The organism is Mesorhizobium bavaricum, from assembly GCF_056781655.1.
Genome location: NZ_CM165566.1, coordinates 6385121 through 6397354, shown reverse-complemented (window position 1 = coordinate 6397354; position 12234 = coordinate 6385121). Strand labels below are relative to the sequence as shown.

General features: G+C 60.7%; 11 protein-coding genes and 1 pseudogene. 6 read left to right on the top strand and 6 right to left on the bottom strand.

Features of this window, described 5'->3' with window-relative positions; all coding sequences use genetic code 11:
- Window positions 1-50: 50 nt before the first annotated feature.
- Both AC1RZR_RS31055 and AC1RZR_RS31050 read left to right on the top strand, forming a co-directional pair.
- Window positions 51-231, top strand: a pseudogene (locus AC1RZR_RS31055) (dehydrogenase); the annotation flags it as partial.
- Between the two features lie 257 nt (window positions 232-488).
- On the top strand, window positions 489-1385 hold the full coding sequence (locus tag AC1RZR_RS31050; RefSeq protein WP_481827007.1) for an aminoglycoside phosphotransferase family protein: 897 nt from the start codon (window positions 489-491) through the stop codon (window positions 1383-1385).
- A gap of 389 nt (window positions 1386-1774) precedes the next feature.
- Here AC1RZR_RS31050 and AC1RZR_RS31045 read toward each other — a convergent pair whose 3' ends face one another.
- From AC1RZR_RS31045 to AC1RZR_RS31020, 6 genes are all read right to left on the bottom strand, one after another.
- Window positions 1775-2515 carry a ribonuclease activity regulator RraA gene (locus AC1RZR_RS31045; protein WP_481827006.1) on the bottom strand — a complete coding sequence of 247 codons (741 nt, stop codon included), beginning with the start codon at window positions 2513-2515 and terminating at the stop codon, window positions 1775-1777.
- A 23-nt stretch (window positions 2516-2538) separates the two neighbouring features.
- Window positions 2539-3702 carry a mandelate racemase/muconate lactonizing enzyme family protein gene (locus AC1RZR_RS31040; RefSeq protein WP_481827005.1) on the bottom strand — a complete coding sequence of 388 codons (1164 nt, stop codon included), beginning with the start codon at window positions 3700-3702 and terminating at the stop codon, window positions 2539-2541.
- Between the two features lie 32 nt (window positions 3703-3734).
- Window positions 3735-4832, bottom strand: a complete 1098-nt coding sequence (locus AC1RZR_RS31035) for an ABC transporter ATP-binding protein (protein WP_481827004.1) — start codon at window positions 4830-4832, stop codon at window positions 3735-3737.
- A gap of 10 nt (window positions 4833-4842) precedes the next feature.
- Window positions 4843-5733 (bottom strand): carbohydrate ABC transporter permease, encoded by an 891-nt coding sequence (locus AC1RZR_RS31030; protein ID WP_481827003.1) that lies wholly within the window; start codon window positions 5731-5733, stop codon window positions 4843-4845.
- A complete protein-coding gene (locus AC1RZR_RS31025) occupies window positions 5730-6689 on the bottom strand; it encodes a carbohydrate ABC transporter permease (protein WP_481827002.1) in 960 nt (319 codons plus the stop codon). The genes AC1RZR_RS31030 and AC1RZR_RS31025 overlap by 4 nt, the downstream gene beginning before the upstream one ends.
- A 79-nt stretch (window positions 6690-6768) precedes the next feature.
- Window positions 6769-8247: an ABC transporter substrate-binding protein gene (locus AC1RZR_RS31020; protein ID WP_477279485.1), complete on the bottom strand. Its 1479-nt coding sequence runs from the start codon at window positions 8245-8247 to the stop codon at window positions 6769-6771.
- Window positions 8248-8462: 215 nt separating this feature from the next.
- Here AC1RZR_RS31020 and AC1RZR_RS31015 point away from each other — a divergent pair, with 215 nt between their 5' ends.
- The 4 genes from AC1RZR_RS31015 to AC1RZR_RS31000 all read left to right on the top strand — a co-directional run bounded on the left by AC1RZR_RS31015 (window position 8463) and on the right by AC1RZR_RS31000 (window position 12231).
- On the top strand, window positions 8463-9173 hold the full coding sequence (locus AC1RZR_RS31015; protein WP_477279327.1) for a GntR family transcriptional regulator: 711 nt from the start codon (window positions 8463-8465) through the stop codon (window positions 9171-9173).
- Window positions 9174-9227: 54 nt separating this feature from the next.
- Window positions 9228-10394 carry a mandelate racemase/muconate lactonizing enzyme family protein gene (locus AC1RZR_RS31010; RefSeq protein WP_481827001.1) on the top strand — a complete coding sequence of 389 codons (1167 nt, stop codon included), beginning with the start codon at window positions 9228-9230 and terminating at the stop codon, window positions 10392-10394.
- Window positions 10395-10443: 49 nt separating this feature from the next.
- Entirely contained in the window at window positions 10444-11802 is a 1359-nt protein-coding gene (locus AC1RZR_RS31005; protein WP_481827000.1) for a mandelate racemase/muconate lactonizing enzyme family protein, read from the top strand.
- 102 nt (window positions 11803-11904) lie between these two features.
- Window positions 11905-12231: an NIPSNAP family protein gene (locus AC1RZR_RS31000; RefSeq protein ID WP_481826999.1), complete on the top strand. Its 327-nt coding sequence runs from the start codon at window positions 11905-11907 to the stop codon at window positions 12229-12231.
- Window positions 12232-12234: the final 3 nt, after the last annotated feature.

Below are 12234 nucleotides of genomic sequence, written 5' to 3'. Positions count from 1 at the left end.
TTCCTGAGGGTATGCGTCGGTTTCCCTACGCGGTACCGACTTCCGTCGACAAACGGGAAATGATGCGGATCGGCAGCCGCAACGCGACGCACAGCGATTTCCAGCACGTCATTGCGCGCTGGAAATATACCAATCGATCAGCTCGTCACCCACCGCACGACCCTGCGTGACAGCCCCCGCGACATCGCGCTAGTGGCGCGGCAAAAGTCAGGTCTGATCAAGGCCGTTATCGACGGGCGGGACGAAGCTGACTTGCTCGGACACGATCATGATATCGCATGGCTGGTTCCTCGCATTTCGCCACTCCTCGAACTCTCCGCGGGGCTGGTGGAAACCGACGGGCTGTCGAGCGGCCATTGCAGCGGCCGAGAGGCCTGAGGCGACCCAAGACGGACATCTGGCCCTGCGTGGCTTCGCGGAAGCGGTCGTGCAATCGACGCTTGTATCCGTTATTTGGCGGGGAGTTGGTCGGGGAGACACCCAGCAGCATGATGCACAGCGATCAGATCCATGTCGATGCAGATATCGTTCGCGAGATGATCTTCGACCAGTTCCCAGAGTATCGCCACGAGCGGATCGAAGAGCTTGGCGCGATCGGTACGGTCAATGCAATCTTCAGGATTGGATCGAGTGTAGCGGCAAGATTCCCCCTGCGCGCAATGGAACCAGCCGAGTGCGCCAATATGCTACGCAACGAAGCCGCGGCCATGACCGAGTTTGCTGCGTATTCTCCGTTTGCCTGTCCTCGACCGATCGGGCTTGGTCAGCCGGGTCCGCTCTATCCGTTGCCTTGGGCGATGCAGAGTTGGATTGAAGGTGACGTTGCCACGCACAATGGGCTTTCTGCTTCCACGACCTTCGCACTCGACATTGCCAACCTGATTGCGTCGCTACGTGCAGCGAACACACATGGCTGTCGTTTTGATGGGCAAGGGAGGGGCGGCAGTCTTCCTGACCACGACGACTGGATGTCGATCTGTTTCAAGAACAGCGAGGGTCTCTTGGACGTATCTCGGCTCCGTCGCATTTGGGCTCGGCTGCGTGAACTGCCGCCGTCCGGTATCGAGGTTATGAGCCACCGCGATCTTATTCCGGCCAACCTCCTCGTGCGTGGGGACCGCCTTGTTGGTGTGCTCGACAGCGGCAGCTTCGGACCGGCCGACCCGGCCTTGGATCTTGTTGCCGTATGGCATCTTTTTGATCGCAGTCAGCGCGAAACCGTGCGTACCCATCTTGGATCAAGCGAAGTCGAGTGGCAGCGCGGAGCGGCATGGGCCTTCCAGCAGGCAATGGGCTTGGTCTGGTATTACCGCATAACCAACCCCGCCATGAGTGCTCTTGGCCGCTCCACGCTCTGCCGCATTATCGACGATCTGGAAATCTGATCCGAACCTGGGCGTCCAGCCTGGAAGTGGTCCAAGAGAGCGAGCCGCTGCGCCAACATCTCATCACGATATACCGGGAGTGTGGCTTCAGCCCTTTAGTGAGTGCATCGCGCAGGCCGAGGCTGCCGGGGAATTGATAGCACGTTCCCCCCCCGTATCTGGCGGAGTTTCTTCTTGCCTCCTGGAGAGGCGCGATCCTGCGCATGAAAGTGGAGCGTTCAGGCGAGCCGCTGAGACGGTTCAAGGATATCGCCTTCGCTACCGTTTTTGGCCCGCAGCGCGGTATTCTTCCGATCTGACACCGAGGCTGGCAAGAACGGACATGAGCCCCGCTTACCTGTCCGTCCAAGAATTACACGTGTACGAAGACACGGCCATCGTCCCGTCTATTAAGATTTGGAGTTGGCTTTTCGCCATTCCTCGTACTCTCCGCGGGCGTCGTCATGCAGCGGATAATAGCGTTGCAACGGGGCGCCCTGCATGAGCTTCTCTCGCGAGAACTCTTCCCAATCGTGATGCTTCTTCGATTCTTCAATCACTTTTGAGGCCATCGCGACTGGAACTACCACCACTCCGTCATCGTCGGCGACGATAATGTCGCCAGGGATCACCGTGACGCCGCCGCAGGCAATCGGAACGTTGACGGCGTTTGGATAGATGCTGGTCTGCACATGGTAGTTGGGCGTCCAGCCGCGCAGCCATAGGGGCAGATCGAGCTTCTCGACATTGGGCCGGTCGCGCATGCACCCGTCGATGACGATGCCAGCGCCGCCTCTGCCTTTGAAATAGGTCGACATCATATCGCCGAAGACACCCGAGCTCATGTCGCCGCGCGCGTCGACGACGACCACATCGCCCTCCTGCGCGTGATAGAGCACGTGCCGGTGCAACTGCGTCTCCGGGTCGGCGTATTCTCCCTCGCTGAAGAGGTCCGGCCGCTGCGGCAGGAACTGCAGCGTCAGCGCCGGCCCGACGATCGACTTCCCATGGTTCTGCGCCACCGGACCGACCATGTGCGGATTGCGGAAGCCCATATGCCCAAGCGTGCCGGCAACCGTCGCGGCGCCGATCTCCCTGAGCGCATCGATCAGATCTTTGGGCGGCCGCGTGATGTCGGGGGTATGCGTCATTGTGGACTCCGGTTGAAAGGAAGCTACCAGTTCGTAACAGAACCATCGCGGCGCTTGAGGTGAGGCGCTTCCCAGAAACGGAAACTCTCCGCCTGGATCGCCTCCTCATTGACCTCGACGCCCAGGCCCGGCAGGTCGCTGACCGGATAGTCGGGGCCGTCGAGTTGTGGTTGCACCGGGAAGAACTCGGAATTATCAAAGCCCAGCTTTCTTTCCGGCGCTCTGGTCTCGAGCCACGCGAAGTTGGGTACCGCGGCGGCGAGATGCACGGTCGCGGCCGTGCACACTGGACCAAGGGGATTGTGCGGCATCAGGTCCACATAGTGCGCCTCGCTCCAGCCAGCGACCTTCATCGCCTCGGTGAACCCGCCGACATTGCAAATATCGAGCCGGTTGAACTGATGGATGCCGCGCTCGATGTAGGGAAGGAACTGCCACTTGCTGGCAAATTCCTCGCCGATGGCAAAGGGGATGTCGGTCATCGTACGTAGGGATTCGTAGGCCTCCGGTGTCTCGTCGCGTATCGGCTCCTCGAGGAAATCGAGCACGCCGCGGCCGAGCTTGTTGCAGAAGCTCGCCGCCTCTGCCACCGACAGCCGATGATGATAGTCGATGCCAAGCACGACGTCGTCGCCCAGCGCCGCGCGCGCCTTGTTCAGCATGGTCGCGGTAACGCCAATCGACTCGCGAGGCTCGAAGATGTCCTTGCTGTTTTGCCCGACGGGGAAGAAGCGGATCGCCTGCCATCCCTGTGCGCGCAGTTCGCGGGCTCGTTCGATGGCAACATCGCCCTCGGCCTCGTCTCCGGTCGAGGCGAAGGTGGGGATGCGGTCGCGCTGCTTGCCGCCGAGCAGTTGGTAGACCGGCACTCCCAGCGCCTTGCCCTTGATGTCGTGAAGGGCGATGTCGATGGCGGAAATCGCCGCCTGCAGAACGCGCCCGCCTTCGAAGTACTGGCTGCGATAGACTTCCTGCCAGATCCGCCCGATCTGCATGGGATCGCGGCCGATGAGAAACTCGCGATAGTGCTCGACCGCGCCGGCCACGGCCCTCTCGCGACCGCTCAAGCCACTCTCGCCCCAGCCGAAAATGCCATGGTCGGTCTCGACCTTGACGAGCATCTGGTTGCGCGTTCCCACCCACACCGGATAGGGCTTGATCGCGGTGATCTTAAGCTTCGTAGTCATCCACGCCCACGTTCCAAAAGCATCTATAGGTGTCAGTCGGTCTTGAGTGCCATTTCAGTCTCGCCGTCGAACAGATGCATGCGCTCCTGGTCGAACTCGAGCCAGATCTGCTCGTCGGGCGCGACGGCAATGGTCGGCGGCACGCTGACGTTGACGATGGCGCCGGACAGGAACGCCTGCACGAAGGTGGCGTCTCCGGTCGGCTCCACCGTGTAGGCCTTTGCCGGGACGCTGCCTGGCACCGCACTCTTGTGGAGCTTGATTGTTGAGTGACGTGCGCCGAGCACGACTTTCTTGGTCGTTGCCCCCGCGACTTTCTGGGCGTTGCGCGGCGAGAGCTCGAGGCTCCAGCCCTCCGCGCTGGTCAACACGGTGTTGCCGTTCGCTGTCGATGCCTGCAGCGGAATAAGGCTCATCGCCGGGCTGCCGATGAAGCTTGCGACGAACATGTTCATCGGATGGGCAAAGACCTGCGCCGGTGAATCGTATTGCTGCAGGAAGCCGCCGTTCATCACCGCCATCTTGTCGGCCATGGTCACGGCTTCGAGCTGGTCGTGCGTCACATAGATGATCGTCGCCTTGAGGTCCTGGTGGAAGCGCTTGATCTCCGACCGCATCTGCACGCGCAGCTTGGCATCGAGGTTGGAGAGCGGCTCGTCCATGAGGAACACGGCCGGGTCGCGGACGAGGGCACGGCCCAGGGCCACACGCTGCTGCTGCCCGCCGGAAAGTTCGCGCGGCTTGCGCTCGAGCAGGTGCGTCATGTCGAGCACTCGCGCCGCGTCCTTGACCTTCTTGTCGATTTCGTCCCTGGGCAGTTTTCGCATCTGCAGCGGGAACGCCAGGTTCTTGTAGACCGACTTCTGCGGATAGAGCGCATAGTTCTGGAACACCATCGCGATGTCCCGGTCCTTGGGGTCGAGGTCGTTGACCACCCGGTCGCCGATGACGATGTCGCCCGACGTGATCGGGATCAGCCCGGCGACGAGATTGAGCGTGGTTGTCTTGCCGCAGCCTGAAGGACCGACGAGCGCAACGAACTCGCCGTCATTGACCGTCAGCGAAACATTGTTGACAGCTTTGAAGCCGCCATAGGTCTTGACGAGATCTTTGAGGACCACGTGGGCCATCGGCAACTCCCTAGTGTTTGACCGCGCCTTCTGTAAGGGCGCGTACGAAGTATCGCTGCAGGACGAGGAACAACACGACGACGGGCACGCTCATCATGAAGCTGGCCGCCATCAGCCCCGGAAAGTCCGTCGTGTTTTCCGAGAAGAAGCGCTGGATGCCGACCGGCAGGGTCAACTGCTCGTTCTTGGAGAGGAAGGTGTAGGCGTAGATGTACTCGTTCCACGCGCCGATGAAGGAATAGATCGCGGTGGCGATGATTCCGGGCGTCGAAAGCGGCATCACGATCAGGATGAAGGCCTGGAACCGCGTTGCCCCGTCAATGCGCGCCGCCTGCTCGAGCTGCACCGGGATGTTGTCGTAGAAGCCCTTGAGTAGCCAAATCGCCAGCGGCAGGCCGAAAGTGAGATAGGTGAGGATCAGCGAGCCATGCGTGTTCACCAGCCCGAGCATGCGCATCAGTATGAACAGCGGCACGAGAAAGATCACCGCCGGGAACATGTTGCGCAGCAGCACGGCGAAGAACAGGAAGGTCCGGCCGGGGAAACGGAAGCGCGAAAACGCGTAGGCGGCAGGGACAGCCACGATCACCGAAAGGACTGTCGTGACCGTCGACACGAAGAGGCTGTTCCAGAAGAAGCGGAGGAAGTCCTGGCCGACGCTGTTCTGCGGATCGAGCAGCTTCTGGTAGCTGGCGAGGGTAGGCTCGTCTGGCCACCATTGCGGCGGGAATTGCATCGCCGCGAAGCCGGACTTGATCGAAGTGATCAGCATCCAGATCATCGGCAACGCGGTGTAAAGCAGCATGAACACAAGGAAGATGCGCCCGGCCCATCGCCATCCGTCGACGCGCATGCGGCGACGGGTCTGAACCCGAGGGGCTGTCTTGGCAATCGTGCTCATGCGCTCCCCTCTTTCCGTTCGTTGCCGCTTAGCGCACGGACATAGAAGTAGCCCAGCGTCATCAGGATGAGGAACAGGAGCACCGAATAGGCCGATGCCACGCCCCAGAGCTGTCGTCCGAAGGCGAGCTCATAAATGTGGGTGATCCAGATATGCGATGCGTTGGACGGCCCGCCGCCGGTCATGATCCAGGGGATGATGAAGGAATTGAAGTTGGCCACTGCGAGCAGCAGGATGGTCACCGTCGAGACGCTGCTCAGATGCGGGAAGGTTACGTGCCAGAAGCGCTGCCACGCACTGGCCCCGTCGACTTTTGCGGCGCTCAGCAGCTGTTCGGGGACCGTCTGCAGGCCGGCCATCATCATGATCATGGCAAACGGAAACTCGCGCCAGATATTGACGACGATCAGGGAGGGCAGCACCGTGCTGACGTTGTCGATGAAATTCGGCGGTCGGTCGGCCAATCCGAGGCCGACCAGCACCGCACCGATGACCCCGAAGTCCGAATGGTAGATCCACTTCCAGATGTAGGAGGCGGCGACGGCGCTGATAACCCAGGGAATGATCAGGATAGCGCGCAGGACGCCACGGCCGATAAAGTCGCGGTGGAGCGCCAGCGCGCAGCCAAACCCCAGGACGAAGGAGATGAAAGTCGAAGCCAGTGTCCAGATCATCGTGTTCCAGGTGACTTTCCAGAACACGGGACTGGTGAGGATGTTCGTGTAGTTGTTGAGGCCGACGTAGATCTTGTCGCGCAGCTGTAGGCCAGGCGGCGTCTTAAAAAATGACAGTTCGATTGTGTAATAGATCGGATAGGCGATGACGATGAGCATCACGGCGATCGCCGGGAGCACGTACGCGTAGTCGGCGCGATGCTCCCATATCTTCCACAGCACGCCGGACCAACCGGATTGCAATCTTCGGCGAGCCTCGGCCTTACCGGTCACGATCGTCACTGTGGCGCGCCCTTATTTTCTTTGGAACGAACCGGCTGCACCATTGGTGCGGCCGGTCGGATCGTATGTCGGGTTCAAACTAGAGTTTGCCCTCTACCAGGCTCTTTACCTTTTCGGCCGCGTCGTCTGCTGCCTGGTCGACGGTCATCGCTCCGGTCAGGGCGTTCTGCAGCATGTCCGGGACGATGATGTTCATGATCTCGGGAGACTGCGGCAGCGCTGGAAACGGGATGCCGTATGGCAGCATCGACGTCGTGACATCGAGGAACTTGATGCTGTCCAGACGTTCCTTCATCCATTTGGTCTTGAAGCCGTTGAGGTTGCCCGGATTCGAGCCGGCGTAGGCCATCTTCAGCGACCATTCAGGGCTCGTCCACATGCAGATGATAGCCTTTGCAGCCGGCTCGTCCACCTTGCCGCCCTCGACATATTCGGGCTTCAGGATGTGAATGTTCGAGCCACCGAAGACGACGGCGCGCTTGCCGTCTGGGCCAGTCGGTATAAGGCCGTAGCGCATGTTGTCGATGACGGTCTGCGCCTTGTCCTTGTCGGTGCCCGTCGCCTTTTTCTGCAGGTCTAGCATGACGTTGTAGTCGGACGGGTGCGAGACCATCATGCCGAGTTGGCCGGCTAAGAACAGCGGCTGGTTATCGGCCTGCTGATTGGTGAGTGCTGACACCGGGACCGACTTGTCGCGAACATACATATCGTACGAGGCTTGCAGCGCCGCCTTGCTCTGCGGGCTGTTGAGTTCGACCTCCTTATAGGTCGGGTTTGCTTTGGCTTCGTCGAAGACGCCGCCGCCATAGGCCCACAGCTGTGGCATGAATCGGTACGGCGTGTTGCCGGCATTCTTGCGAGCCACGAGGCCGTAGCCGGAAATGCCGAGCTTATCGTGAATTTGCTTGGAATACTTGACCACGTCGTCCCAGGTCGCCGGAGCCTTGTCCGGATCGAGGCCGGCTCGCTTGAAGATGTCGGCGTTCCAGATGAACGCCATCGTCTCGTTGTTGGTTGGAATACCGTAGGTCACCCCGTCCCAGGTCACCGCCTTCATGGCGCCGGGCCAGAAATCCTCGGTCGAATACCCCACATCCTCGGGCTTGAGCGGCTGCAGATAGCCCTTTGCGGCGAACTCGGTACCACCCAGGATTTGCAGGCGGACCGCCATCGGCGCAGCATTGCCAAGGAGCGCCGTGCGGAACTTGTCGAGGAGGTCGTTGTAGGTGAGGGCCTGTTCTTCGAGCTGGATGTTCGGATAGGTCTTGCGGAAGGTCTCGAAGAAATCCTTGTAGTACTGACGCAAGAGGTCGGGGTCGCCCTCGAACACGCCCTGATACCAGAAGGTCAGTCGCCCCTTGTAGTCGAGCGGGGTGACTTTGCCGCAATCGGCCGCCGTATCAAAATCCTGTGTGCCCGCAATGGAGCGCACATACTCCGGCGACCACTTGCTCAAATCGACCGGCGGCGCACCCAGCGCCGACGCGGACAGCGATACCACTAAAGCAGTGGAGACGGTGCCGCGCAGGACGGCACCACCGAGTGTAATCCTCGTCATAGGTATCCTCCAGGTTCTCTCCCATGCCGCTTTGCGTCGAGGCAAGCGGTCTTTGCTCGTTCGATCGCGGAACGCCTTGCTGTTCTGTGTATCCTTTCGAGCAATTTGTACGTTTTCAGATCGCCGATTGTCTGTCAACGCGTATAAATCGTACATTGTTTATGCAAACCGTGCGTGATATCGATTAAACTGTGTATTGATATGGGGAGCCGGCCTTGGCCGAAACAAGCGATTTTAAAGCAGAGCCACCCGCGGGGATTGACCCCATAGGGGCCTCCAGCGAGGGCGCCTCGCTTTATGAGCTGATCAGGGAAGACATCATTGAGGGGCGGCTCGCCGCCAACGAGCGGCTAGTGGTGACCGATCTCGCGCGGCGTCACGGCACCTCGACCAACCCCGTGCGCGAGGCTCTGCAGCTGTTGCGCGGGGAGGGCTTCGTCACCTTTGTCGCCAACCGCGGGGCTCGAGTCCGGCCCATAGATCAGGATTTTGTCCGGGATATCTACGAGATCGGAGTCCTGATCGAGCCAGCCCTGACGCGATGGTTTGTGAATATGGCCACCAGCGAGGACATTGCCGAACTCGAACGCATCCAGGGCCTGATTGAAGAGAACAACTTTGCCGACACGTTCAGGCACAGTGAGCTGGATACCGCCTTCCACACCGTGATGTACCAGCGGCACTACAACCGTCATGCCGCCGAGCTTTGGTGGAAGCATCGCGAAGTGCTGCGAGCCGTGAGCCGGCGTTTCAATTTCACGCTCGCACGGCGTGCCGCAATCCTTCGCGAGCATCGCGAACTCATCGCACTCGTGAAGGCGGGAGAGGCAGACAAGGCCGCCGACCTCATTGCCCGCCATGTCGAGGGTTCCGGCCGGCATGTTCTCGAACAGATGCGTGCGCGTAACGCCGCACGGGCCGGATAGAATCTCCAATCTGGAACGTCGTTGGCGTGACCATCAGATAAAGGTAGTTGAGGGATGAAAATCACGAGCGTTCGGCCGTGGCTGATCAAGTCCGATGCTTCATATTGGGGAGAGTACCTGTTCGTCGAAGTGACGACCGATGAGGGGGTGAGTGGTTGGGGAGAGATCACAACCACCACCAGGCTCGCCAACCGCGCTCTCTGCACGATCATTCGGCAGATCGGCATCGCCGTGACCGGCGCGGATCCAGCGCGGATCGAGCACCTCTGGCACAAGATTTTCCGCAGCTTCACCTATATGGGCAGCCGCGGCGCAGCGGTCGAATGCGTGAGCGCCATCGACATCGCCCTCTGGGACATCAGGGGCAAAGTCCTTGGCAAGCCGATTTACGAACTGCTGGGCGGACCGGTACGCGATGAAATCGCGCTCTACACCCATCCCAACCAGGCCAAATTTACCAGCAAGGAGGCTGTGGTCCGCGAAATTCGAGACATCGTCGAGTCCGGACACACCGGGCTCAAGTTTGACCCTTTCCCCCACCAGGGTCGCACCGCAGATGGCCCGTCCCGCGAACAGCGGGACGGCTACCTCGATGGCAGCATGACCCGCAAGGACGAGCGAGAAGCGGCCGAACTCACGGCGCTGATCCGCGAAACGGCAGGCCCCGATATCGACATCCTGATCGACGCGCATGGCCGCTTCGACGTTCCCACCGCCATTCGCCTGTGCCGTAGCCTCGAGGAAGCCGGCCAGATCGACTGGTTTGAGGAGCCTTGCCCGCCAGAGAGCCTCAACGCCCTCAAGCAGGTGCGTGAGAAGGTCAGTGCTGCCATCTCGTGGGGCGAGCGCGGCCACACAAAGTGGGATTTCGTGCCGGTGCTCGAGAACAAGCTCGCTGACTACGTCATGCCTGACGTCACCTGGACCGGCGGCATTACCGAACTGAAGAAGATTTCCGCCCTGTGCGAAGCCTATTACATCCCGGTCTCGCCGCATGATGCCGCAGGGCCGATCAACGTGGTCGCGGGAGCGCAGGTGATGATGACCGTTCCCAACTTCTACAAGCTCGAAACATCCGAGTGGAACCTGGGCAAATACGATCACCTCATCGACAGACCGCTCGATATTTCGAATGGCAGCCTCAAGTTGACGTCGAAGCCTGGTCTCGGTGTCGAGATGAACCGCGACTACCTGCAAGCCCATGAGATTGAGCTGAGTTAGCAACGCTCCATTCGGGGCGACAACCTCCCGACCAGAACGAGGACAAGTCATGCCAAAGACGGGTGGAGCCGGCGAGGCTCTCAATCGGGTCAACACGAACTCCAAACCATCCGACCTTCGCATCACCGACATGCGGGTGACCGAAATCGTCGGTGCGCCATTCACCTCGGCGCTGCTCAAAATTTACACCAACCAGGGTCTCGTCGGGCTTGGCGAGGTGCGTGACGGCGCCAGCGCCACCTACGCGCTGATGCTCAAAAGCCGGCTGCTTGGCGAGAACCCTTGCGACATCGATCGGCTGTTTCGCCGCATCAAGCAGTTCGGCGGGCACGGTCGGCAAGGCGGCGGCGTCTCGGCGGTCGAGATCGCACTGTGGGACCTCGCAGGCAAGGCCTATGGCGTCCCGATCTACCAGATGCTCGGCGGCAAGTTCCGCGACAAGGTGCGCGTCTATTGCGATACCGACGCAGAGAAACCGAGCGGCACCGAAACCGGAAAGCGCCTCGAGGAGCGCATGAACCGCGGGTTCACCTTCCTCAAGATGGATCTGGGCTTGATGCAGATCGCCCATGTCGCAGGCGCCGTGACCGCGCCCGCCGGCGCACTCGAAGGGTTTCAGGCCAATCCGCGCGGCCGTGGCGGCGCGCTCGAGGCGCGCAAGGCGCGCAATCTCGCCTACGATGCGCAGAACGTGCAGCACCCGTTCACAGGCCTGCATTTCACCGAAAAGGGGATCGACCTGCTCGAGCAGTATATCCACGAGGTTCGCGAGGTGATCGGATACGAGATCCCGCTCGCCATTGACCACGTCGGCCACATCTCGCTGCAGGACGGCATACGCCTGTCGCGCCGTATCGAGAAATATGTTCCCGCCTGGCTAGAGGACGTGATTCCATGGCAATACACCGAACAGTACCGGCAGCTGCAGCAGGCTACCACGGTGCCGATCTGCACCGGCGAGGACATCTACCTCAAGGAGGGCTTCGGGCCCCTGCTAAAGAGCGGCGGCCTCTCCGTTATCCACCCGGACCTGCTCACCAGCGGAGGCATCCTGGAGACCAAGAAGATCGGCGATATGGCGCAGGACCACGGTGTCGCCATGGCGATCCATATGGCCGAAAGTCCGATCGCCGCAATGGCCGCCGCGCATGTCGCAACCGCGACCGAAAACTTCATGGCGCTCGAATACCACTCCGCCGATGTCGAGTGGTGGGACGACATCGTAACAGGCCTTCCCAAGCCCCTCGTCCAGGGCGGCTTCATCACTGTTCCGGACAAGCCGGGTCTGGGGATCGACGACGTCGTCGACGAGGTGATCGCCCAGCACCTGCAGCCTGGTGTCACCGGCATCTGGCAGCCCACGCATCACTGGGACGATGAGTATTCCTGGGACCGCACCTGGAGTTAGCCTAGACCCCCTGCCTTCATTCCCCCAGGCTCACAGGGCCAACGACCGACATTCGTGTCGACCTCTCCCAAGGGAGAGGCAAAGAAAGAAACGGACGAAACCATGATCTACGAACTGCGTATCTATGACTGCCTGCCGGGCAGGCTGCCGGCTTTGCTCAAGCGCTTTTCCGACCAAACGCTGGGCATCTGGGAGAGGCATGGCATCCGCCAAGCCGGGTTTTTCACCACGGCGATCGGCGAAAACAACAATCGCCTCACCTATTTCCTCGCCTGGGAATCGCTGGCCGAGCGTGAGGCGAAATGGGCGGCTTTCGTCACCGATCCGGCATGGCACAGGGCCCGGGACGAGTCTGAGCGCGACGGGCAGATCGTTGCCAATATCAGCAGCCAACTGCTCACGCCGACAGCTTTCTCGTCTGTGAAATAGAAC

What these genes read in the sequence shown, in the direction of transcription:
- AC1RZR_RS31050 (WP_481827007.1), top strand. Translation starts at nt 489, where the DNA reads ATGATGCACAGCGATCAGATCCATGTCGATGCAGATATCGTTCGCGAG.
- AC1RZR_RS31045 (WP_481827006.1), bottom strand. Translation starts at nt 2,515, where the DNA reads ATGACGCATACCCCCGACATCACGCGGCCGCCCAAAGATCTGATCGAT.
- AC1RZR_RS31040 (WP_481827005.1), bottom strand. Translation starts at nt 3,702, where the DNA reads ATGACTACGAAGCTTAAGATCACCGCGATCAAGCCCTATCCGGTGTGG.
- AC1RZR_RS31035 (WP_481827004.1), bottom strand. Translation starts at nt 4,832, where the DNA reads ATGGCCCACGTGGTCCTCAAAGATCTCGTCAAGACCTATGGCGGCTTC.
- AC1RZR_RS31030 (WP_481827003.1), bottom strand. Translation starts at nt 5,733, where the DNA reads ATGAGCACGATTGCCAAGACAGCCCCTCGGGTTCAGACCCGTCGCCGC.
- AC1RZR_RS31020 (WP_477279485.1), bottom strand. Translation starts at nt 8,247, where the DNA reads ATGACGAGGATTACACTCGGTGGTGCCGTCCTGCGCGGCACCGTCTCC.
- AC1RZR_RS31010 (WP_481827001.1), top strand. Translation starts at nt 9,228, where the DNA reads ATGAAAATCACGAGCGTTCGGCCGTGGCTGATCAAGTCCGATGCTTCA.
- AC1RZR_RS31005 (WP_481827000.1), top strand. Translation starts at nt 10,444, where the DNA reads ATGCCAAAGACGGGTGGAGCCGGCGAGGCTCTCAATCGGGTCAACACG.
- AC1RZR_RS31000 (WP_481826999.1), top strand. Translation starts at nt 11,905, where the DNA reads ATGATCTACGAACTGCGTATCTATGACTGCCTGCCGGGCAGGCTGCCG.